This is a genomic window from Bradyrhizobium cenepequi (assembly GCF_020329485.1).
Lineage (GTDB): Bacteria > Pseudomonadota > Alphaproteobacteria > Rhizobiales > Xanthobacteraceae > Bradyrhizobium > Bradyrhizobium cenepequi.
In genome coordinates this window covers 16120-38178 of sequence record NZ_JAGKJI010000048.1, presented here as the reverse complement: position 1 = coordinate 38178, position 22059 = coordinate 16120, and the positions used below count along the sequence as shown (strand labels likewise).

Sequence of the window (22059 nt, the reverse complement as noted above, 5' to 3'; positions counted from 1 at the left end):
CCGTGAGACGCGCGGAGTCATAATGCTGATTTGCCCGACGGGTTAAGCGATTTATTTTTCGCGCGAGGGATGGACAGACTTTTGGTGATTTGCCCGTCGGGTCGTTTTGTCGCACTTAAGTCGCGACAATCAACCTTGTCATTCCGGGGCGATGCGAAGCATCGAGCCCGGAATCCATTCCACCACTTGCGCTTGCCGCCCGATGGATTCCGGGCTCGTCCTTCGGACGCCACGGAATGACAGCGGTGGTTTGTAGCGGGAATGGATTCCGGGCTCGCCGCTGCCGCGGCGCCCGGAATGATGGCGGTGGTTGTGGCACGCAAATGGTGGGTTACGCTTCGCTAACCCACCCTACGAACCACGAACGGCGAGGCTCTTCATCAATGCCGCGATTCCAAACGTCCAGGGTTCGCATTCGTCGCTTGGGCGCATGCGGTTGACGAGCTTGCCGAGTTCGGGGGCGGCGATCGTGACGATGTCGTCGCGCTTGTGGGTGAAGCCCTGGCCCGGGGCGTCGCGGTCTTTCACGGGTGCGAACATGGTGCCGAGGAACAGGGCAAAGCCGTCAGGGTATTGATGGACCGGCCCGATGGTCTGCGCCACGAGGTCGGTCGGATCACGGCTGATCTTGCTGATCGACGAATGGCCCTCGAGAACGAAACCATCTTGTCCTTTCACCGTCAGGCCGACATCCATATTACGCACATGGTCGAGCGAGAAACTGCGGTCGAACAGGCGGAGCAACGGGCCGACGGCGCATGAGGCATTGTTGTCCTTCGCCTTGGAGAGCAGCAGCGCCGAGCGTCCCTCGAAGTCGCGCAGGTTGACGTCGTTGCCGAGCGTGGCGCCCACGATGTTGCCACGGCTCGAGACGATGAGCACGACCTCCGGCTCCGGATTGTTCCAGGTCGATTTCGGATGCAGGCCGGCGTCCATGCCGGTGCCGACCGAGGACAATACCGGCGCCTTGGTGAACACTTCCGCGTCGGGACCGATGCCGACCTCCAGATACTGGCTCCAGGCCTGCTGCTCGATCAGCACCTGCTTCAGCCGCATCGCCTCCTCTGATCCAGGCTTGAGCTTGGACAGGTCGTCGCCGACCAGCCGCACCACCTCTTTGCGAATGGCCTCGGCGGAAGCCGGATTGCCGCGCGCCCGCTCCTCGATCACGCGCTCCAGCATCGAAATGGCGAAGGTGACGCCCGCGGCCTTCAGCACCTGCAAATCGAGCGGCGCGAGCAACCACGGTTTCGTGGGATCGCGGCGGTCCGGCGGCGTGTTGGCCACGATGCTGTCGAGATCGCCGAGCGGCTCGCCTTTGATGCCGTGCAGCGCAGCCGCCGGATCACCCTCCTCGCACAGCGCGCTGACCGTCGGATAGCGCGCGGTCACATCGAACACACCGTCGCCGCGGATCACGACCACGGTCGCACCTTGAAGCTGCGGCAACCAGACGCGCCCGACCAGCGTGCCGCTTGTATCATCATCAGGCAGGACATCGTTTGCGGTCAGCGTGATCATTTGGGCTGTCTCCCATCCGTTTCGTTGTTGACGGAGTTTCTTAGCACGCCTGCAACGCTGGTGTGAGAGCATCGTCATGCCGATGTCACAGAAGCGCGGTCAATTCCGCCGGTCGACACCCGTCTGTGAGCAGCCGAGAGACGCATTTCATGACCACATCCACTCCCATCGACGAAGCTACCTTACGCGAGCGCATCAACCAGGAAATCGCCGACAATCTCGACGAGGAGCTTGAACTCGAGCTTGACGACACGCGGCTGGACGATCTCGACGACGCCGCGCGCGGCGGCATGCCGGCGCTCGATCGCAGGCTCTATTTCCGGGAACTGCTGCGGCTGCAGGGCGAGCTCGTGAAGCTGCAGGACTGGGTGCAGCACGAGAAGAAGAAGGTCGTGATCCTGTTCGAGGGCCGCGACTCCGCCGGCAAGGGCGGCGTGATCAAGCGCATCACCCAGCGCCTCAACCCGCGCGTCTGCCGCGTCGCGGCGCTGCCGGCGCCGAGCGAGCGCGAGCGGACGCAGTGGTACTTCCAGCGCTATGTCGCGCACCTGCCTGCCGGCGGCGAGATCGTGCTATTCGACCGCAGCTGGTACAACCGCGCCGGCGTCGAACGCGTCATGGGTTTTTGCACCGAGGAGCAATACCAGGAGTTCTTCAAGTCGGTACCGGAATTCGAGCGAATGCTGATCCGCTCCGGCACCATCCTGATCAAGTACTGGTTCTCGATCACCGATGACGAGCAGCAGTTCCGCTTCATGATGCGGATCCAGGATCCGCTGAAGCAGTGGAAGCTGAGCCCGATGGACGTCGAGGCGCGGTCGCGGTGGGAGCAGTACACCAAGGCCAAGGAGACGATGCTGGAGCACACCCACCTGCCGGACTCGCCCTGGTGGATCGTGGACGCCGTGGACAAGAAGCGCGCCCGGCTGAACTGCATCTCGCATCTGCTCAGCCAGATTCCGTATCAGGCTGTGCAGCACATCCCGGTCGCGTTGCCGCCGCGCGTCCGCAATCCCGACTATCATCGCGGACCAGTTCCGCCGGAGATGTACGTTCCAGCAGTGTTTTGACGGCGCCACCTTGTAGGGTCGGCAAAGCCAACGGGTCGCGCGAACGCGCGCCCGATGACAGGCTCCGCGCGCCCACCACCACGGGCGGAATGTCGGACGGTGGGCACGCTTCCGCCTTCGCTCGTTGAGCTACGGCGGACAAGTCGCTTTGCCCGCCCTGCGATTCCTCGCAATCACCGGAATGCAAGCGGCTCACGCGTTCGGCGAGGGCTCGCCGGGTACGGTCAATAGTTGCGAGTGACGGACGCGCTCGCGATGGGCGGTGTAAAGGCCGGAGGCAACGATGAACGCGGCACCCGTGATGGTCCAGGCGTCGGGCACTTCGCCGAACACGAGGTAGCCCAGGATGCTGACCCACAGCAATTGCGTGTAGGAGAACGGCGCCAGCACCGAAGCATCGGCGTAGCGGAAGGCCAGCACCACGATCCACTGGCCAGCAGTCGAGGCCACGCCGACCACGACGCCAAACAGGATATCCTGCCAGGTCGGCGTGACCCAGGCGAACGGCACCATCAGGCTCAGGATGGCAAAGCCGACGATGGCGGAATAGGTCATGGTGGTGATGGCGGCATCGCGGCCGCTGATCATGCGCGTCATGACGAGGGTCGAAGCCCAGCAAAAAGCCGACAGCAGCGGGAAGAAGGCGGCGGTATGGAACGCGCTGGTACCCGGCCGCAGGATGATGAGGACACCGAAAAGGCCGACGCCGGTTGCGATCCAGCGGCGCAGCCCGACCTTCTCGTCCAAGAAAATGATCGACAGCGCCGTGACGAACAGGGGCGACACGAAGCTGGTGGAGGCTGCTTCCGCGATCGGCAGGAACCGCAGGCCGGAGATGAAGAACAGCGAGGAACCCAAGAGCGCGGCGCCGCGGACGCATTGCAGTCCAACGCTGCCGGTCCGTAGCGCATAGAGCGGCGAGCCCGGCAGCATCGCCGGCGACATGATCAGCGTGAACACCAGGAAACGGATCCAGGCGATCTCGATCGAGGGCAGCGTCGCCGACAGATATTTCGAGGTGACGTCAGAGGTGCCCAGGAAAACCGTCGAGAGCAGGATCAGGGCGATGCCCCTCAACGGCCGGTCGGCGCGCGCGGGCACCTTGCCGGAGGAAGATTTCTTTGCAGGCAATGGCAATAAGGCGCTGTCCAGCCTGGCGGCTGCGGCGGGGGGCGGAGTCACGGCAATCTCGAAGGCAAAATCCAGGGAATCTGGCAACGTCCTAGAAGAACTTCAATTGGAGCGCAACCACAAGGGCTGAAAAACAGGGGTCCGATATGCGCGAACGTGTGCGGCAGCACACCATAGGGATTGCAACACTTTGTTTAAGAATCGTGACGCGCGGCTTTATTTTTGAGCGTGACCCGCTTCGGAAAACCGGTGCCCACTTTGCGCTAGCGCTGGCCTTCGAGTCCGGGACCAATGCTCTAAAGCGCGATGAGATGAGGATGAATCATCATCGCGCTTTAGGTTGTTGTTTGAGCATGATCTTTTCGGAAAACCGCTTCACACTTTTCCGGATCATGCTCTAGAGCATCGGCAGCGAGCGCGGCTTGTTACCACGCGGAAAAGCCTTGTCCAACGCTTCGATCTCGCTGGCGCTTAACACGAGGTCACCGGCCGCGGCGTTCTCGGCGGCGTGTTCCGCGCTTGATGCTTTGGGGATCGCCAACACGGAAGCCGCGCGGACGAGGAAAGCCAGCGCGACCTGGCGTGGCGTGGCGTTGTGCGCCTCGGCGACCGTCTGCAGCACCGCGCCGCCCTTACTCCGCGGCGACGGGAAATCATTGTGGCCGAACGGTGAGTAGGCGACGACGGCGACGCCGTGCTTCTCACACCAGGGGATCACGGCGTGCTCGATCGCACGCTCCTGCAGGTGATAGAGCACCTGATTGCAGGCGATCCTGCCCTCGTCAGAAACTTCCAGGATCTCGTCGAGATCGGCGGCGTCGAAATTGCTGACGCCCCAGGACCGTATTTTTCCGGAGGCGACCAGTTCCTCGAACGCCGCGACGGTGTCCTCCAGCGGATAGGATCCGCGCCAGTGCAAGAGATAGCAGTCGAGCCGATCGGTCTTCAGCCGCTTCAGCGAGCGCTCGCAGGCGATGATGGTGGTGCGGCGTGAGGCGTTGCTGGGCAGCACCTTGGAGACCAGGAACAGGTCCTCGCGCTGGCCCTCGATCGCATCCGCGATTACGAGTTCCGCATCGCCATACATCTCCGCAGTGTCGATGTGGGTCATGCCGCGCTCGATGCCACGGCGCAGCGCCGCGACCGCCGCCTTGCGGTCGCCGTGGTCGAGATACCAGGTGCCCTGCCCGATCACGGAGACGTTGGGGCCATGGTGGCCGAATTTCTTGGTGCGCATGATCGCCACGTCGAAGGAACTGCGGGAGGCGAACCTTAGACGATGGGTGAGGCGATGTCGCGGCAAGACAGATGTCGTCCCTTGCGAAAGCAGGGACCCATAACCACAGGAAGATGTGGTGGCGCGAGCACGCGGTTGCGGCGGAGCACACCACACAGCCCTGTGGTTATGGGTCCCGGCTCAAGGCCGGGACGACAGCGTGTTTTGTGCCGCGCGCTCGCGCGTTAATGGCTGATCATCCAGGGGCGCGCGGTGGGAAAACCCTTGGCGCCGGTCTTGCTCTTCGTCATCAATCTCGCCGGCTTCTTGCCAGAGCAGCAGCCGCAGCCCGGGCTGTGCGCGGCCTTGTACTGGTCGAGCGTCTTCGGCGCATGCGCGCTGCGCTCGTTGACGGCGTGGGCCTTGCGATTGTTGGAAGGCATGCAGAAGAAGCTCGGCGCGGTCAGGATCACGCGCGGCGATTCCGCTTCGCATTGCGGGCAGTCTCGCGGCAGGTCGCATTCCGACATCGGCCGCATGTCCGTGAACGGGCCGCATTCGTCGCAGAGATATTCGTAGACGGGCATTTTTCTCCTCCTCGCGCGAGCAGGGTTCAAAAACTCGCGGCGGATGCGGGCGGCAGATACGCGCCGTCCCGCATCTCGTCGCGCAGACAGCTACTTGTCCGGCGAGATCGGCATCTGGATGTCGCCTGTGATGTGCTTGATCGGACCGGCCGACGACGGCATCACGTCGAAGTCAAAAATCTCCGTCGGCAGCCACAGCGTGGCGCAGGCGTTCGGCACGTCGACGACGCCGGAGATGTGGCCCTGGCACGGTGCGGTGCCCAGAATCGAATAGGCCTGCGCGCCGGAGTAGCCGAACTTCTTCAGGTATTCGATCGCGTTCAGGCAGGCCTGGCGATAGGCGATGTGGACGTCGAGGTAATATTGCTTGCCGGCCTCATCGACCGAGATGCCTTCGAAGATCAGGAAATCCCTGTAGTTTGGCGTGATCGGCGACGGCTTGAAGATCGGATTCTTGATGCCGTATTTTGCCACCCCGTCCTTGATGATATCGACCTTGAGGTGCAGCCAGCCGGCCATCTCGATCGCGCCGCAGAAGGTGATCTCGCCGTCGCCCTGGCTGAAGTGCAGATCGCCCATCGAGAGGCCGCCGCCGGGTACATAGACCGGGAAATAGATCTTCGAGCCGCGCGAGAGGTCCTTGATGTCGCAATTGCCGCCATGCTCGCGCGGCGGCACGGTGCGCGCGCCCTCCGCGCCGATCTTGGCTTTCACGTCGCCCTTGGCGCGGCCGCCATGCGCGGTCGGACCAAACGGCGGGTTGGCAAGTCCGGGCACGCGGGTCGGGTTGGTCGCGATCAATTCGGCCTCGCGCGCGTTCCAGGTCGCAAGCATCTTCGGGTCCGGCAGGCAGCCGATCAGGCCGGGATGGATCAGTCCGGCGAAGTTGACACCGGGCACATGGCGCGAGGAGGTGTAGAGACCCTTGATGTCCCAGATCGATTTCTGCGCCAGCGGGAAATGATCGGTAAGGAAGCCGCCGCCATTCTGCTTGGAGAAGAAGCCGTTGAAGCCCCACAGGCTCTCCTTCAGTGGGCCGACGTCGAGCAGGTCGACGACCAGGAGGTCGCCGGGTTCAGCACCCTTGACGCCGATCGGGCCGGACAGGAAGTGCACGATCGACAGGTCGATGTCGCGCACGTCATCAGCGGAATCGTTGTTCTTGATGAAGCCGCCTGTCCAGTCATAGGTCTCGATGATGAAATCGTCGCCGGGATTGACCCACGCCACGATCGGGATGTCCGGGTGCCAGCGGTTATGCACCATGTCGTTGTCATACGCCGATTTGGTGAGATCGACCTTGATGAGTGTCTCTGGCATCAGAAGCTCCCCTTGTTACCAGCCTTGGTTGGTTAGAGATTAGACGGACAAATATTTCGAGATCTGCGTGGCATCGACGGTGTCGCGCGGATCGTCGCGGACGATCTCACCGTTCTCGATCACCAGCACGCGGTCGGCGATGTCGAGGGCAAAGCTCAGCACCTGCTCGGAGACCACGATCGAGAGGCCGCGCTCGTCGCGGATGCGCTTCAGCGTACGCGCCATCTCCTTGATGATCGACGGTTGGATGCCTTCGGTCGGCTCGTCCAGCAGCAGCACTTTCGGCTTGGTCGCGAGCGCGCGCGCGATCGCGAGCTGCTGCTGCTGGCCGCCGGACAGGTTGCCGCCGCGGCGGTTCTTCATCTCGAGCAGCACCGGAAAGAGTTCGTAGATGGCGCCGGGCACTTCGGACTCGCCATGCACGACGAGGCCGGTCTCGATGTTCTCCTTCACCGTCATGGTGGAGAAGATCATGCGGCCCTGCGGGACATAGGCGAGGCCTTTGGCCACGCGCTCATAGCTTTCGAGCTTGTTGAGCTCAGCGCCGTCCATGGTCACCGAGCCGCTCTTGGTCGGCAGGATGCCCATCAGCGACTTCATCAGCGTCGTCTTGCCCATGCCGTTGCGGCCCATGATCGCCACGATCTCGTTAGCCGCGACCGACACATTGAGTCCGTGCAACACCTCACTCTGGCCATAGGCGACATGAAGATCGGAGATTGCGAGCATGAGCGCCACCTATAGCCGGATGCTTTTCTTCACCTCTCCCATAGGGAGAGGTCGGCGCGTAGCGCCGGGTGAGGGGATCAGGTCCCACGAGAGAGCAAGCCCCCTCACCCGGATCGCATCTGGCGATGCGATCCGACCTCTCCCCGATGGGGAGAGGTGGACGGAGTGCGTGGCGGCGGGACTACACATCACCATGCTCAGTGCCCGAGATAGACTTCAATGACCTTCGGGTCGTTCTTGACGTGCTCCATCGTGCCCTCCGAAAGAATCTGCCCCTGATGCAGCACGGTGACCTTGTGAGCGATGTCCTCGACGAATTTCATGTCGTGCTCGATCACGAGCACCGAGCGGCCCTTGATGATGCGGTTGAGCAATTCCGCGGTCTTGGCGCGCTCTGACACGCTCATGCCGGCGACGGGCTCATCCAGCATCAGGAGGTCGGGGTCCTGGATCAGCAGCATGCCGATCTCGAGCCATTGCTTCTGGCCGTGGCTCAATTGGTCCGCATAGGTATCGAGACGGTCCTTGAGGAAGATCATCTCGGCGACTTCCTCGACGCGCTGCTTCACGGCGGCGTCGCGCTGGAAGGTGAGCGATCCGAACACGGTGCGGCCGCGCGGAAACGAGATCTCGAGATTCTCGAACACGGTGAGATCCTCGAACACGGACGGCGTCTGGAATTTGCGGCCGACGCCGGCCTGCACGATCTCGTTCTCGCGCAACCTCGTCAGCTCCTGACCGCGAAACTGGATCGAGCCTGAGGTGGTCTTGGTCTTGCCGCAGATCAGGTCGAGCACGGTGGTCTTGCCGGCGCCGTTGGGGCCGATGATGACGCGGATCTCGTTGTCCTCGACATAGAAGGAGAGATCGTTGACCGCCTTGAAGCCATCGAAGGAAACGGTAAGGCCGGAGACCGCGAGCAGGAAATCCTTGGGTTGATGACCGATGAGCATGACCCTCTCCCTACTCCGCCGGTGCGCCATCGGCGACGGAGAAGCCGTTGCCGGGTTTCGATTTCCGCGCAGCCAGCAGGCGGTCGATGCGCGGCTGCACATGATCCTGCCAGATGCCGGAGAGTCCGTTCGGGAATGCCAGCACGACCGCGATGAAGAGCGCCCCTAAGCCAAACAGCCAGAGCTGCGGGAAGGATTCCGAGAGGCTGGTCTTGGCAAAGTTGACCAGCAGCGAACCCCAGACCGCGCCGAAGATCGACATCCGGCCCCCAACCGCGGTGTAGATCACCATCTCGATCGAAGGCACGATGCCGACGAAAGACGGCGACATGAAACCGACCTCGAGCGTAAACATGGCGCCGCCGATCGCCGCGAAGATCGCTGCGGCGCAGAAGGCGAAGATCTTGAAATTGGCGACGCTGTAGCCGGAGAAGCGGACGCGGTCCTCCTGCTCGCGCATCGCCACCAGGATGCGGCCGAGCTTCGTCAGCCGTATGAACTGCGCGGCGACAATGCAGGCGAACAGCAGCACGACCTCGACGAAATAGAGGATGAACTTGGCGTGGTCGGTGCGGATGTCCCAACCGTGCAGCGTGCGCAAATCGGTGATCCCGTTGATGCCGCCGGTGTAGCCCTGCTGGCCCACGATCAGGATGGTCATGATCGCGGCGATCGCTTGCGTGATGATCGCGAAATAGACGCCGCCGACACGCCGCTTGAACATCGCCGCGCCGATAATGAAAGCGAAGATGCCCGGCACCAGAATGATGGCGATCAGCGTGATCGGGAAACTATGGAACGGCTTCCAGAAGAAGGGGAGCTGCGTGAGCTGGTTCCAGTCCATGAAATCGGGAATGCCCGGCGTCGATTGGATCTTGGTATTCTCGACGCTGGAGGCTTCCAGCTTCAGATACATCGCCATGCAGTAGCCGCCGAGGCCGAAGAATACGCCCTGCCCCAGGCTCAAAATGCCGCCATAGCCCCAGCACAGCACAAGGCCAATTCCGACAAAGGCGTAGGTGAGATATTTAGCGACCAGGTTGAGACGGAAGATATCCAGCGACAGCGGCAGGATGACGAAGAGGAGTAGCGCGAGCGCGAGGAATCCGATCAGCTCGGAGCGATTGAAAAAGCGCGAGTTGATGATCATGACCAGAGCCTGCTTGTTGTTATTTGCGGACCTTGAGTGCAAACAGTCCTTGCGGCCGCATCATCAGGATCGCGACGATTGCAAGCAGCGTCAGCACTTTCGCCATCGAGCCCGACAGGAAGAACTCCATGGTCGACTGCGCCTGCGAGATCGTGAAGGCGGAGGCGATGGTGCCGACGAGCGAGGCCGCGCCGCCGAACACGACGACCAGGAAGGTGTCGACGATGTAGAGCTGGCCGGCGGTCGGCCCCGTCGAGCCGATCATGGTGAAGGCGCTTCCCGCGACGCCGGCGATGCCGCAGCCGAGACCGAAGGTGTAGCGGTCGACCTTCTCGGTGTTGATGCCGACGGCGCCGGCCATCACGCGGTTCTGCACGACGGCCCGAACCTGCTTGCCCCAGCGCGAGAAGACCAAGATGTAGGCGACCGCGAGCGTGATCAACACGGTCAAGCCCATCACGAAGATGCCGTTGATCGGCACTTCGATGGTGTCGGTCACCTGCTTGGAGCCCATCATCCATTCCGGCAATTCGACGCCGACTTCGCGCGCGCCGAACACCGAGCGATAGGCCTGCTGCAGGATCAGGCTCAGCCCCCAGGTCGCGAGCAGCGTGTCCAGCGGGCGTTTGTAGAGATGGCGTATCAGCGCCCATTCGACGAGCATGCCGAGCGCGCCTGATGCGATGAACGCGAGCGACATCGCGATGAAGAAATAGCCGGGAAACAGCGAGGGCAGATATTGCTGGAAGGCGCTCGACGTCATCCAGGTGACATAGGCGCCGAGGATCATGAACTCGCCATGGGCCATGTTGATGACGCCCATCTGGCCGAAGATGATGGCGAGCCCGAGCGCCATCAGCACGTAGACCGAGAACAGGATCAGCCCGGCAAAGCCTTGCATCGCGAAGATGGCGCCGAGATCGCTGAGCGAATAGTCACCGAACATGATCCGTCCTCTGCATGGGTCAGGTCTGTGCGCGTGGCGCACGCGTGGGCCGACTAGCCCACGCTGCTGTCAATTGGGAGAAGCGGCCTCAGCCGAGGCGCGTTCTCACTGGTAGCCCTTCGGGAACGGATCGGGCTCGACGAGATCGGCGGTCTCGTAGATCAATTCGTACTGGCCATCCGTCTTGGCGCGGCCGACGCGCGTCTTCGACCAGAGGTGATGGTTCTCGTGGACGCGGACATAACCTTCCGGCGCGCCCTTGAACTCGACGCCGGGTGAAGCCGCCGCCACCTTGTCGATGTCGAAGCTGCCGGCCTTCTCCACCGTCAACTTCCACAGCCACGGGCCGAGATAGGCGGCCTGCGTCACGTCACCGATCACGGTCTTCTCGCCCCACATCTTCTTGAACGCGGTGACGAAGGCCTTGTTGTTGGGATTGTCGAGCGACTGGAAGTATTTCATGCAGGCATAGGCGCCCGCGATGTTTTCGCCGCCGATGCCGTCGATCTCGTCTTCGGTGACCGAGATCGTGAGCAGCGTCTGCTTGGAGAGGTCGATGCCGGCTGCCTTGAGCTGCTTGTAGAAGGCGACGTTGGAGCCGCCGACGATGATGGCGTAGATCACGTCGGGCTTCGTCAATTTGATCTTGTTGATGACCGAGTTGAACTGGGTGTGGCCGAGCGGGAAGTACTCCTCGCCGACGACCTTGGCGCCCTGCAAATGGCCCTCGATGTGCTTGCGCGCGATCTTGTTCGAGGTGCGCGGCCAGATGTAGTCGGAGCCGAGCAGATAGAAGGTCTTGGCGCCCTTGGTCTTGTTGACCCAGTCGAGGCCGGCGATGATCTGCTGGGTGGCTTCCTGGCCGGTATAGATCACGTTCTTGGACTGCTCGAGGCCTTCATAGAAGGTCGGGTAGTAGAGCATGCCGTTGTATTGCTCGAACACTGGCAACACCGCCTTGCGCGAGGCAGAGGTCCAGCAGCCCATGACGGCGGCACATTTGTCATTGACGAGGAGCTTCTTGGCTTTCTCAGCAAAGGTCGGCCAGTCGCTGGCGCCGTCCTCCTGAATGAACTTGATCTTGCGGCCGAGCACGCCGCCGGCGGCATTGATCTGCTCGATTGCCAGTTTTTCCGCTTCCACCGAACCGGTCTCCGAGATCGCCATGGTGCCGGTGACGGAGTGCAGGATGCCGACGGTCACTTCGCTGTCGGTGACGGCGAGGCCGGTGGTGTTGACCGCGGAAGTTGCCGGCGCCTCCGCGAACGCAGTGCGTGGCAGCATCGAGATGGCCGGCAGCGCCGCCATTCCCATCAGCAGCTTGCGCCGAAACGGCGACCGCAGGCCCGGTTTCTTTTCGTCTGACATGAGCACCCCACTGGTTCGAGAACGCCTATTGGTCAGGCGAGGATTGCCCAGTTTTGTGCAGCGCACTGATACGCAAGATTGCGTATACTGCACCGCAAAATAGCGACGTAGATTTTGGTACGGGATTTGCGAGCGGGACTATCGGGAGACCGAGGTCGGCTCAGGAGGTGGGGAATTGGCAGGGCGGCAGCGGATAGACCGCGTCAGGCGTCAGTATAATCAGTGGGTCGCCAACCAGACGCTGGAAGATTACGCGCTGCGCTTCACAGCCAAGAGCGCGCGCCGCTGGTCCGCCGCCCGCGTCGCCAATACTGCGTTAGGTGCGATCTCGTTCCTGGCGCTGGAAGCGATCGGCGGCACGATCACGCTGAACTATGGTGCGATGAACGCGACCGCCGCCATCCTCGTGGTCAGCGCCATCATCTTCTGCTGCGGACTGCCGATCGCCTACCATGCCGCCAAGTTCGGCATCGACATCGATCTCCTGACCCGCGGTGCCGGCTTCGGTTATATCGGCTCGACCATCACCTCGCTGATCTACGCCTCCTTCACCTTCATCTTCTTTGCGATCGAGGCGGTGATCCTGGCGACCGCGTTAGAGATGTGCTTCGGCATCCCGCGGCCGATCGGCTATCTCATCAGCGCCGTCGTGATCATCCCGCTGGTGGTCTACGGCATCACCCTGATCAGCCGCTTCCAGCTATGGACGCAGCCGCTCTGGATCGTGCTGCACATCCTGCCCTTTGCCGCGATCGCCTATGCCCATCCGCGTTCCTTCATCGAGTGGCGCCACTTCGCCGGCGAGCATGGCGACCCTTCCGGCCAGATTGACCTGCTGCTGTTCGGCACCGCGGCGTCCGTGGTGTTCTCGCTGGTGGCGCAGATCGGCGAGCAGGTCGACTTCCTTCGCTTCCTGCCGCGCGACCGGCGCACCTCGCGGCGGGCCTGGTGGATCGCGCTCCTCAGCGCGGGGCCCGGCTGGATCGTTCTGGGCGCGCTGAAGCTGCTGGCCGGGTCGTTCCTCGCGTTCTTCGCGCTGAGCCACGGCGTCTCCACCGAGCACGCCGCCGAGCCCGCGAACATGTATCTGGAAGCCTATCAATACGTGCTGTCGCAGCCGGATCTGGCACTGGCGCTGACGGGCACCTTCGTGATCCTGTCGCAGGTGAAGATCAACGTCACCAACGCCTATGCCGGCTCTATCGCCTGGTCGAACTTCTTCTCCCGCCTCACCCACAGCCATCCCGGCCGCGTTGTCTGGCTGGTCTTCAACGTCATCGTCGCGCTGCTCTTGATGGAGATCGGCGTCTACAAGGCGCTGGAGCAGACGCTCGCGCTCTATTCCAATGTCGCGATCGCCTGGGTCGGGGCGCTGGTCGCCGATCTCGTCATCAACAAGCCGCTGGGCTTGCGGCCGCAGCACATCGAGTTCAAGCGCGCGCATCTCTGCGACATCAACCCGGTCGGCGTCGGCGCGATGCTGATCGCGACCATCGTCTCGATCAGCGCCTTCTACGGCGTGTTCGGACCGACCGCGAAGGCGCTCTCTGCCTTCGTCGCGCTGGCGGTCGCTTTCGTCGTCGCGCCCCTGATCGCCTGGGCCACCAACGGCAAATACTACATCGCGCGCAAGCCGAAGCGGAGCTGGCAGAACCTCGAGCAGATCCAGTGTTGCATCTGCGAGCATTCGTTCGAGCCAGAGGACATGGCCGCCTGCCCCGCTTATGCCGGACCGATCTGCTCCTTGTGCTGCTCGCTGGACGCGCGCTGCCACGACCTCTGCAAGCCGCATGCGCGGATCCAGGCGCAGGTGTCCGAGACGCTGGGCAAATTGCTGCCGCAGCCGATCTATGCCCGCATCAATTCGCAGCTTGGACACTATCTCGGCGTGTTCGCGGTCTCCGCAGGGCTGGTCGGGCTGGTGCTCGGCCTTATCTATCTGCAGACCTCCGCGACCGTGCAGGCCGGCGATCTATTGTCGGACGTGCTGTGGAAAGTATTTTTTGCGCTGACGATCATTATCGGCGTCGTCGCCTGGCTGTTCGTGCTGGCACAGCAGAGCCGGCGCGCGGCGGAGGAAGAGACGCGGCGGCAGACCGCGCTGCTGATCCAGGAAATCGACGCCCACAAGCGCACCGACGCCGAACTGCAGCGCGCCAAGGAAGTCGCCGAATCCGCCAACCTCGCCAAGAGCCGCTATATCGTCGGCCTCAGCCACGAGCTGCGCTCGCCGCTGAACGCGATCTCCGGCTATGCGCAACTGCTGGAGCAGGACACTACCTTGCAGACACGGCCGCGCGAGCAAGTGCGTGTGGTCCGCCGCAGCGCAGATCATCTGTCCGGACTGATCGACGGTATCCTCGATATCTCCAAGATCGAGGCCGGACGGCTGTATCTGTCGCGCGACGAGGTGCGGCTGAATGATTTCCTCGACCAGCTCGTCGGGATGTTCCGCCTGCAGGCGGCCGCCAAGGGCATCGATTTCGTGTTCAAGCGGCCCGCCGTGCTGCCGGTCGTGGTCTATGCCGACGAGAAGCGGCTGCGGCAGATCTTGATCAACCTGCTATCGAACGCGATCAAGTTCACCCAATCCGGCCATGTGCAATTCGTAGTGCACTACCGCAGCCCGGTCGCCGAATTCGAGGTGATCGACACTGGCCCCGGCATCCAGCCCGATGATCTCGAGCGCATCTTCGCGCCGTTCGAGCGCGGCGCACTCGGCGCCGCCCAGCCGCACACCGGCACCGGGCTCGGACTGACCATCAGCCGGTTGCTCGCGGGCGTGATGGGCGGCGACATCAAGGTGACCAGCACGGTCGGCGTCGGCAGCACGTTCCGCGTCAAGATATTGCTGTCGGAGGTCACCAACCCACGCCGCAGCGCGCCGACCGACGCGCCGGTCTATGGCTATCACGGGCCGCGCAAGACCGTCCTGATCACCGACGATGATCCGACGCACCGCGACCTCTTGCGCGAAGTGCTGGCGCCGCTCGGCTTCATCCTGCTCAGCGCGCCCGATGGTCCTGGCTGTTTGGCGCTGGCGCAGCATTGCCGGCCGGACCTGTTCCTGCTCGACATCTCCATGCCCGGCATGGACGGCTGGACCGTGGCGGAGGCGCTGCGCTCGACCGGCCATCACCAGGCCCGCATCCTGATGATCTCGGCGAGCGCGCTGGAGGCGCATGGCGCGCCGCTCGCGCAGCCGTTCCATGACGGCTACCTGATGAAACCGATCGACATCCCGCGCCTGCTCGAAACCATCCGGCTGCTTCTCAAGCTCGAGTGGCAGCACGAGGCCGATGAGATACCCCTGCCGCCGTGGCGACCGGAGAGCGGCTCGCGGCCGCCGGTGAAATATATCGAGGAACTGATCGGCCTCGGGCAACTCGGCTATATCCGGGCGATCCAGCTCAAGCTCGACGAGATCGGAACTGAATATCCCGAGCATGCCGATTTCGTCGCGCAGATGCGCTCATTGGTCGATCGCTTCGACCTCGATCAGTACATGGCGACCCTGAAGGCGCTGCACAGCTATGACCACTGAAAGCAGGAAGCGCGACGTCGCGCTCGTCGTCGACGACTCGCCGGAGACGCTGCGGCTCTTGACCGACGCGCTCGACGGCGCCGGCATGACCGTGATGGTCGCGCTCGACGGCGCGTCCGCGATGCGGATCGTGGACCAGATCACGCCCGATATCGTGCTGCTCGACGCGGTGATGCCGGGCATGGACGGCTTCGAGACATGCCGCCGGCTGAAGCGCGATGCCGGGCTCGACCATGTGCCGATCATCTTCATGACGGGATTGGCCGAGACCGAGCACATCGTGCGCGGGCTTGAAGCCGGCGGCGTCGACTATGTGACAAAACCGATCGTGGTGCAGGAGATGCTGGCGCGCATCCGCGTGCATCTGGCCAATGCGCGGATGACGCAGAGCGCGCGCGCCGCGCTCGACGTCTCCGGCCGCTATCTGCTCGCGGTCAACGACCGCGGCAAGATCCTGTGGGCGACGCCGCAGGCGCAGAAGCTGCTGTCGGACACGCTGGCGGAAGACGGCGATGACGACGTCGTGCTGCCCGCCCCGATTCCGCAATGGCTCGAGCACGTGCAGAGGGGCAAGACGACCACGAAGACCACGACCATGGCGTCGTTCCCCGGCAACGAGCAATTGCGGCTGCAATTTATGGGCAAGCTTGGCGCCAACGAGTTCCTGCTGCGGCTGGCGAAAGACACCAGCGGAGACATGCCGGCGGAATTCTCCAGCGAGCTCGGCCTCACCACACGCGAGGGCGAGGTGTTGTCCTGGCTCTCCAAGGGCAAGACCAACCGCGACATCGCGCAGATCTTAGGGCTAAGCCCTCGCACGGTCGACAAGCACCTGGAGCAGATCTACTCCAAGCTCGGGGTGGAGAACCGCACCGCGGCCGCGGCGATCGCGGTGAATGCGAAGAACAGGAAGTCGTGAGGCGGGCGTCCCGCATGGCGAGTTCCGCGGCCTCATGGTTCGAGACGTGCTGCGCGCTCCTCACCATGAGGGTCTAACATCATTGCCCCTTGTCAGACCTCATCCTGAGGAGCCGCTCCGCGGCGTCTCGAAGGATGCAGCCCGGCTGCGTCAACGATCCAGCACGCTGATATCGGCCACCAGCACCGTGCCTGTCGCGGATTCCGTGATGTAAAGCCGGTCGCGGTTCTCGCCACCGATCGCGACATTGGTGACGGCACTGCCGGCGCAGGACTTGATGCGCGCGATCAGCTCGCCTGATGGTGCGAACACGAAGACGTGACCGAGCGAGACATGGGCGACGAACAGCCGGCCGGCTTTGTCCATCGTGATGCCATCAGGACCGCCGGGGCCGAACATCGAGCAGAAGCGCCCGACCTTCGACACACTGCCGTCCTTCATGAACGGCGCGCGCCACACCGCGTTGTCGCGGGTCATCGCGACGAACAGCACCGCCTCGTGCGGATCGAGCACCAGCCCGTTCGGGCTGACTCCGGTGTGGATCAAACAGTCGAGCTGGCCGCTCGCGCGCAGGCGATAGACCCGGCCGCTCGGATCATGCAGGCCGGTCTGGCCCTGGTCCGTGAAATAGATATCGCCGTTGGAGGCGATGTGCAGATCATTGCAGCCGCGGAACGACTCCGAATTGCGCGAGGTCAGCACCTGATACATCCGCCCTGCCCGCGCATCAAACTCCATGATGCCGTGCCTGTAGTCAGCGACGAAAATGCGCCCCCTGGAATCGATCTTCAGCCCGTTCGGCCATCCCTGATATTCGACGGCCAGCGACCATTTCCTGTCAGGCGAAATCCTGAAGATGCGGCCAAAGGGAATATCGACGATGTAGAGATTGCCATCGGCATCGAACGACGGGCCTTCGATGAAGCAATCGGTTGGCTGACCCGGGCGATTGGCATCGGCCCATTCGGTCGACTGCTTGCGCCGGAATTCGTCCGGCATGGCGGAGAAGATCGTGGTCTCGATCAGTTTCGGCGGCGTTTCCAGGTACAACATGTCTTGGTTCACCCGTTAGCGGAATGGGCGGCACCATAGAGGACATGCGCGGCAGTGTCTCCCCTCGCGAGTGCATCGCACTCAGACCTCATCCTGAGGAGCGCGCATCGCGCGCGTCTCGAAGGATGGGCCGCGGGCGAGATCGGGGCCTCATGGTTCGAGACGCGCTGCGCGCTCCGCACCATGAGGGATTGGCTGCTCAGTTCGTTGCAGTCAGGCGACCTGGCTCGTCACCAGAAGCAACAACGCTCTGCGCAATCAGCCGCTTCAGTTCGGGGATGCACGAACCGCAATTGGTGCCGGCCTTGAGCTTGGTGCCGATCTCTGCCGGAGAAGTCGCGCCGGCGGCGATCGCATCGCAGATCGTGGCTCGGCCGACGCCAAAGCAGGCGCAGACGATCGGGCCGGCATTGGAGAGTCCGTCCGCCGACTTGCCCGACAGCAGCATGCGGCGCTGCTCGTCGTTGAGCGCATCGGTGGCAAACAGGCTTTTCACCACGTTCCAGTCGCCGGCATCCGAGGCGGGACCGATGAACAGACACGTCTCGATACGACCAGTGCTGAAAGAGGCGCCGCGGTAAATGCCGCCGCCGAAATCCTTGTATTCGGCGAGGTCGCCTTCGGTGTGCATTCGAAGCCAGAGCTGCCAGCCCAGAAGGTCGCCATTGTCGGCGAACAGGTAGCCGTGGCCGCCATTGACCGCGACGCGCGCGACCCAGGCATGAACAGGCAATTGCAGCGGCTGACGCGACAGCGCGAAGCCGCGGAACACATATTCGTAAGGAGCGATCGAGGCCGGCGTCGCCTTGTTCTCGGGCTGGCCGGAGAACGGATCGGTGAAGGGTGCGACCAGCGAGCCGACGCGGGCGCCGGTCGCGGTGGCCTCGCTCCAGTGGATCGGCGCAAACAGCATGCCGCGCTGCTGGCGCTCGCTGACGACGACGCGGAGCGTGCATTGCCCGTAGTCGGTGGTGACGCGGGCAAAGCTGCCGTCGGTGACGCCGTAGCGCAGCGCATCATCAGGGTGAACCTCCACGAACGGCTCGGGTAGATGCTGGCCGAGCCTCGGGCTCGCGCCGGTGCGTGTCATCGTGTGCCATTGGTCGCGGATGCGGCCCGTATTGAGCCGCAAGGGCCGCGCCGGTGTGGTCTCGGTGCGCAACGCCGGAATTTCCGGCGCGACAAAGCGCGCCTTGCGATCGTTGATGAAGAAGCCGCCCTCCGCGAAGAAGCGCGGCTGCGGCGACGCATCCTGCCGCACCGGCCATTGCACCGGCGCCATCGCATCGAAGGCTTCCTCCGACAATGACGTCAGCGTGCCGATATCGAAATCCCTGGTGCCGTTATTCTCGAATGCCGACAGCGCGGCGTGCTCGCGGAAGATGTCCGCCGCGGACTTGAAGTCGAACGCAGCGCCAAAGCCGAGCCGCTTTGCGACTTCACAAAGGATCCACCAGTCCGGCTTCGCCTCGCCGGGCGACGCCAGGAAGGCGCGCTGGCGCGAGATGCGGCGCTCGGAATTGGTCACAGTCCCCGATTTCTCGCCCCAGGCCTGCGCTGGCAACAGCACATGCGCGCCGGCATCCACGGTGTCGTTGGAGCGGACATTCTCCGACACCACAAACAGTTCGAGCTTCTTCAGCGCCTCGCGCGCGGCGTCCGCATCCGGCAGCGACACCGCCGGGTTGGTGCCCATCACCCACAGCGCCTTGATCTGGCCACGCCCGATCGCCTCGAACATCTGCACCGCCTTCAACCCCTCATGGGTGGCGATGCGCGGCGCCTTCCAGAAACGCCGCACGCGGTCGATATCCGGCGGCGTGAACGCCATGTGGGCGGCGAGCTGGTTGGCGAGTCCGCCGACCTCGCGCCCGCCCATCGCGTTCGGTTGTCCCGTCAGCGAGAATGGCGAGGCGCCGACCTTGCCGATGCGGCCCGTGGCGAGGTGGCAGTTGAGGATGGCGTTGACCTTGTCGGTGCCCTGCGCCGACTGGTTGACGCCCTGCGAATACAGGGTGACCACGCGCGGCGTGCTGGCGAACATCTTGAAGAACGTCGCGACGTCCTGCTCGGAGAGGCCGGTGGCGAGCGCCGTCGCCGCGACGCTGCCGGCCATGCCGCGGGCGCGCGCGAGCGCCTCGTCGAAGCCGGCCGTATAGAGATCGATATAGGTGTGATCAAGCGCGCCGTTATCGGCGAGATGCACCAGCAAGCCGCAGAACAGCGCAGTATCGGTCCCCGGCTTCAGGCCGAGGAACAGATCGGCGTCGCCAGCGGTATCGGTGCGCCGCGGATCGATCACCACCACGCGCGCGCCGCGCTGCTGCTTGTTGACCAGCATGCGCTGGAACAGCACCGGATGGCACCAGGCGGCGTTGGAGCCGACCAGCACCAGGAGGTCGGCCTGTTCGAGATCCTCGTAACAGCCGGGCACGGTGTCGGCGCCGAAGGCGCGGCGGTGGCCGGCCACGGAGGAGGACATGCACAGCCGCGAATTGGTATCGACATTGGCGCTGCCGATGAAACCCTTCATCAGCTTGTTGGCGACGTAATAATCCTCCGTCAGCAACTGGCCGGAGAGATAGAACGCGACCGCGCCGGGACCGTCGCGGGCGATGATGTACTTGAAGCGGTGCGCGACATGGTCGAGCGCGTCGCTCCAGGCGATGTGCTCCATCCCGTTGTCGCAGCGGATCATCGGATGCAGCAACCGGTTCGACAGCCCCAGTGTCTCGCCGAGCGCGGAGCCCTTCGAGCACAGGCGTCCGAAATTGGCAGGATGATCGGGATCGCCCGCTATCGCGGCGCCGCCGCTGCCGTCCGGCGTCGCCAGCACGCCGCAGCCGACGCCGCAATAGGCGCAGGTGGTCTTGACGGCATGGAGGGCTGGATCGGCGCTCATGCCGCCTCCGCCAGCGAACGGCCGAACATCATGTCGCCGCGGATCTTGGCAACCGGATGCTGGCTGCGGATCAAGTCGAGATACCAGAGCGCATCGGTGGTGTCGCCGATCAGGACCGCGCCGGTCAGCCGCCCGTCTGCGATCACGAGCTTCTTGTAGGTGCCGTGGTTAACGTCGCTGAACACGATGCTCTCGCTGCCTTCGGCGCCCATGAAATCGCCGGCGGAAAACACGCTGACACCGGACACTTTCAAATTGGTTGCCACGATGCTGCCGGCATAGGCGACATCCTGCCCGGCAAGATGCCGCGCCAGCACGCGCGCCTGCTCATAGGCCGGCTCGACCAGGCCGTAGCAGATGCCGCGATGCTCGGCGCATTCGCCGATCGCGAACACGCCTTCGGCGGTGGTCTGTAACTGATCGTCAACCACGATGCCACGGTTGACGGCAATGCCGGCTTCCTTCGCCAACGCGACGTTCGGCCGGATGCCGGCGGCGAAGATCACGGCGTCCGCCTTGATCAGCCGTCCATCCGCGAGCTCGACGCGTTTGACGCGGCCCTGCCCGTGGATGCGCGCGGTGCTGGCCTCGAGCAGGATCTCGATGCCCTTCTTCTCGACCAGCGACTTCAAGAGCGAGGCTGCCGGCGCATCGAGCTGGCGCTCCATCAGCCGATCCATCAGGTGCACCAGCGTCACCGGCGCGCCGGCTTTCGCAAGGCCATAGGCGGCTTCAAGTCCGAGCAATCCGCCGCCGATCACCACGACACGTGTCTTCCGCGCGGCGAGCGCCAACAACAGGTCGACATCGCGGCTGTCGCGAAACGTGTACACGCCGGCGAGATCGGCGCCCGGCACGTTGAGCCGCAGCGCCGACGAGCCGGTCGTCAGCACCAGTTTCGAATATGCTATGCTCTCCTCGCCATCGATCTTCAGCTCGCGGCGGCCGACATCGATTTCGGTGGCAACGCAGCCATATTTCAGGGTGACGCCGCGGTCGCGCCACCACGATGCAGGCTTGAGCTCGATATCCTCCGAGGTGGTCTCGCCGGCAAGGACGGAGGACAACAACACGCGGTTGTAGGCCAACCGCGGCTCGTTGCCGATCACCGCGATGGCGTAGCGCCCGAGCGCCACCTTCGACAATTCATCGACCAGGCGCGCAGCCGCCATCCCGTTGCCGACAATGACCAGCGGTTCGCTCACGGTGCATTCCCCTATTCGGCAGCCTGGATGGTGCCGTAGGCTTCCGAAATCATGTAGCCGGACAGCGTGCCATAGGCCGCGGTCCAGGCTTCCGCGACCTCCGGCGTCCAGGCATCGCCGAGGCCCTTCTCCAGGGTCCACAACAGCGCACCGCCGACAGCGGGATAATGCTCCGGCCTGGCACCATAGCTGACGTGCCGCTTGGCGAGCGCGCTCGCGGCGGGCAGCACGGATGCGAGATTGGAGAGGCCGTTCACGACTACCGCCAGCGTCGCCATCAGCTTCCTGCGCTGCTCGGTCATGTCGGACGGAAACATCGCCCTTACCGCCGGCGCGACCTCGAACAGGCGATCGTAGAAGATGCTCGCGGCCTGCTCGGAAATCGGCGCGACCTTGGCAAAGCTCTCCTGCACGAGTTTGACTTGCTCGGGTGTCATTCCTTGCT

At 63.6% G+C, this 22059-nt stretch carries 18 protein-coding genes; 4 read left to right on the top strand and 14 right to left on the bottom strand.

Features of this window, described 5'->3' with window-relative positions; all coding sequences use genetic code 11:
• Window positions 1-351 precede the first annotated feature (351 nt).
• Window positions 352-1521 (bottom strand): fumarylacetoacetate hydrolase family protein, encoded by a 1170-nt coding sequence (locus J6497_RS32875; protein ID WP_225708364.1) that lies wholly within the window; start codon window positions 1519-1521, stop codon window positions 352-354.
• A 149-nt stretch (window positions 1522-1670) separates the two neighbouring features.
• On the opposite strand from J6497_RS32875, the gene ppk2 reads away from it, so the two are divergent.
• On the top strand, window positions 1671-2591 hold the full coding sequence (gene ppk2, locus J6497_RS32870; protein ID WP_225708363.1) for a polyphosphate kinase 2: 921 nt from the start codon (window positions 1671-1673) through the stop codon (window positions 2589-2591).
• 192 nt (window positions 2592-2783) lie between these two features.
• Here ppk2 and J6497_RS32865 read toward each other — a convergent pair whose 3' ends face one another.
• Complete coding sequence (locus J6497_RS32865; protein WP_225708372.1) at window positions 2784-3728, bottom strand: DMT family transporter; 945 nt, start codon at window positions 3726-3728, stop codon at window positions 2784-2786.
• Window positions 3729-3868: 140 nt separating this feature from the next.
• Here J6497_RS32865 and J6497_RS32860 point away from each other — a divergent pair, with 140 nt between their 5' ends.
• Entirely contained in the window at window positions 3869-4123 is a 255-nt protein-coding gene (locus J6497_RS32860) for a hypothetical protein (RefSeq protein WP_225708362.1), read from the top strand.
• Here J6497_RS32860 and J6497_RS32855 read toward each other — a convergent pair.
• The 8 genes from J6497_RS32855 to urtA form a co-directional block, all read right to left on the bottom strand.
• Complete coding sequence (locus tag J6497_RS32855; RefSeq protein ID WP_225708361.1) at window positions 4120-4959, bottom strand: aldo/keto reductase; 840 nt, start codon at window positions 4957-4959, stop codon at window positions 4120-4122. The genes J6497_RS32860 and J6497_RS32855 overlap by 4 nt on opposite strands.
• Window positions 4960-5183: 224 nt before the next feature.
• Window positions 5184-5525 (bottom strand): FmdB family zinc ribbon protein, encoded by a 342-nt coding sequence (locus J6497_RS32850; RefSeq protein ID WP_225708360.1) that lies wholly within the window; start codon window positions 5523-5525, stop codon window positions 5184-5186.
• A 90-nt stretch (window positions 5526-5615) separates the two neighbouring features.
• Window positions 5616-6845, bottom strand: a complete 1230-nt coding sequence (gene fmdA / locus J6497_RS32845; protein ID WP_225708359.1) for a formamidase — start codon at window positions 6843-6845, stop codon at window positions 5616-5618.
• 39 nt (window positions 6846-6884) lie between these two features.
• A complete protein-coding gene (gene urtE, locus J6497_RS32840) occupies window positions 6885-7574 on the bottom strand; it encodes an urea ABC transporter ATP-binding subunit UrtE (RefSeq protein WP_225708358.1) in 690 nt (229 codons plus the stop codon).
• 197 nt (window positions 7575-7771) lie between these two features.
• The gene (urtD, locus tag J6497_RS32835; RefSeq protein ID WP_225708357.1) at window positions 7772-8527 is read right to left on the bottom strand and encodes an urea ABC transporter ATP-binding protein UrtD; all 756 of its coding nucleotides are present in this window, start codon (window positions 8525-8527) and stop codon (window positions 7772-7774) included.
• Window positions 8528-8537: 10 nt separating this feature from the next.
• The gene (gene urtC / locus J6497_RS32830) at window positions 8538-9677 is read right to left on the bottom strand and encodes an urea ABC transporter permease subunit UrtC (RefSeq protein ID WP_225708356.1); all 1140 of its coding nucleotides are present in this window, start codon (window positions 9675-9677) and stop codon (window positions 8538-8540) included.
• 19 nt (window positions 9678-9696) lie between these two features.
• Window positions 9697-10623 carry an urea ABC transporter permease subunit UrtB gene (gene urtB / locus J6497_RS32825; RefSeq protein WP_225708355.1) on the bottom strand — a complete coding sequence of 309 codons (927 nt, stop codon included), beginning with the start codon at window positions 10621-10623 and terminating at the stop codon, window positions 9697-9699.
• 105 nt (window positions 10624-10728) lie between these two features.
• Window positions 10729-11991: an urea ABC transporter substrate-binding protein gene (gene urtA, locus J6497_RS32820; RefSeq protein ID WP_225708354.1), complete on the bottom strand. Its 1263-nt coding sequence runs from the start codon at window positions 11989-11991 to the stop codon at window positions 10729-10731.
• A 175-nt stretch (window positions 11992-12166) separates the two neighbouring features.
• Here urtA and J6497_RS32815 point away from each other — a divergent pair, with 175 nt between their 5' ends.
• Both J6497_RS32815 and J6497_RS32810 read left to right on the top strand, forming a co-directional pair.
• Entirely contained in the window at window positions 12167-15535 is a 3369-nt protein-coding gene (locus tag J6497_RS32815) for a hybrid sensor histidine kinase/response regulator (RefSeq protein ID WP_225708353.1), read from the top strand.
• Entirely contained in the window at window positions 15525-16454 is a 930-nt protein-coding gene (locus J6497_RS32810; protein ID WP_225708352.1) for a response regulator transcription factor, read from the top strand. The genes J6497_RS32815 and J6497_RS32810 overlap by 11 nt, the downstream gene beginning before the upstream one ends.
• Window positions 16455-16604: 150 nt before the next feature.
• On the opposite strand, the gene J6497_RS32805 is transcribed toward J6497_RS32810, so the two are convergent.
• The 4 genes from J6497_RS32805 to J6497_RS32790 all read right to left on the bottom strand — a co-directional run bounded on the left by J6497_RS32805 (window position 16605) and on the right by J6497_RS32790 (window position 22051).
• Window positions 16605-17507, bottom strand: coding sequence for an SMP-30/gluconolactonase/LRE family protein (locus J6497_RS32805; RefSeq protein WP_225708351.1), 903 nt, complete (start codon window positions 17505-17507; stop codon window positions 16605-16607).
• Window positions 17508-17706: 199 nt separating this feature from the next.
• Complete coding sequence (locus tag J6497_RS32800; protein ID WP_225708350.1) at window positions 17707-20409, bottom strand: nitrate reductase; 2703 nt, start codon at window positions 20407-20409, stop codon at window positions 17707-17709.
• Entirely contained in the window at window positions 20406-21614 is a 1209-nt protein-coding gene (locus J6497_RS32795) for an NAD(P)/FAD-dependent oxidoreductase (RefSeq protein WP_225708349.1), read from the bottom strand. The genes J6497_RS32800 and J6497_RS32795 overlap by 4 nt, the downstream gene beginning before the upstream one ends.
• 11 nt (window positions 21615-21625) lie before the next feature.
• A complete protein-coding gene (locus tag J6497_RS32790) occupies window positions 21626-22051 on the bottom strand; it encodes a globin family protein (RefSeq protein ID WP_225708348.1) in 426 nt (141 codons plus the stop codon).
• Window positions 22052-22059 lie beyond the last annotated feature (8 nt).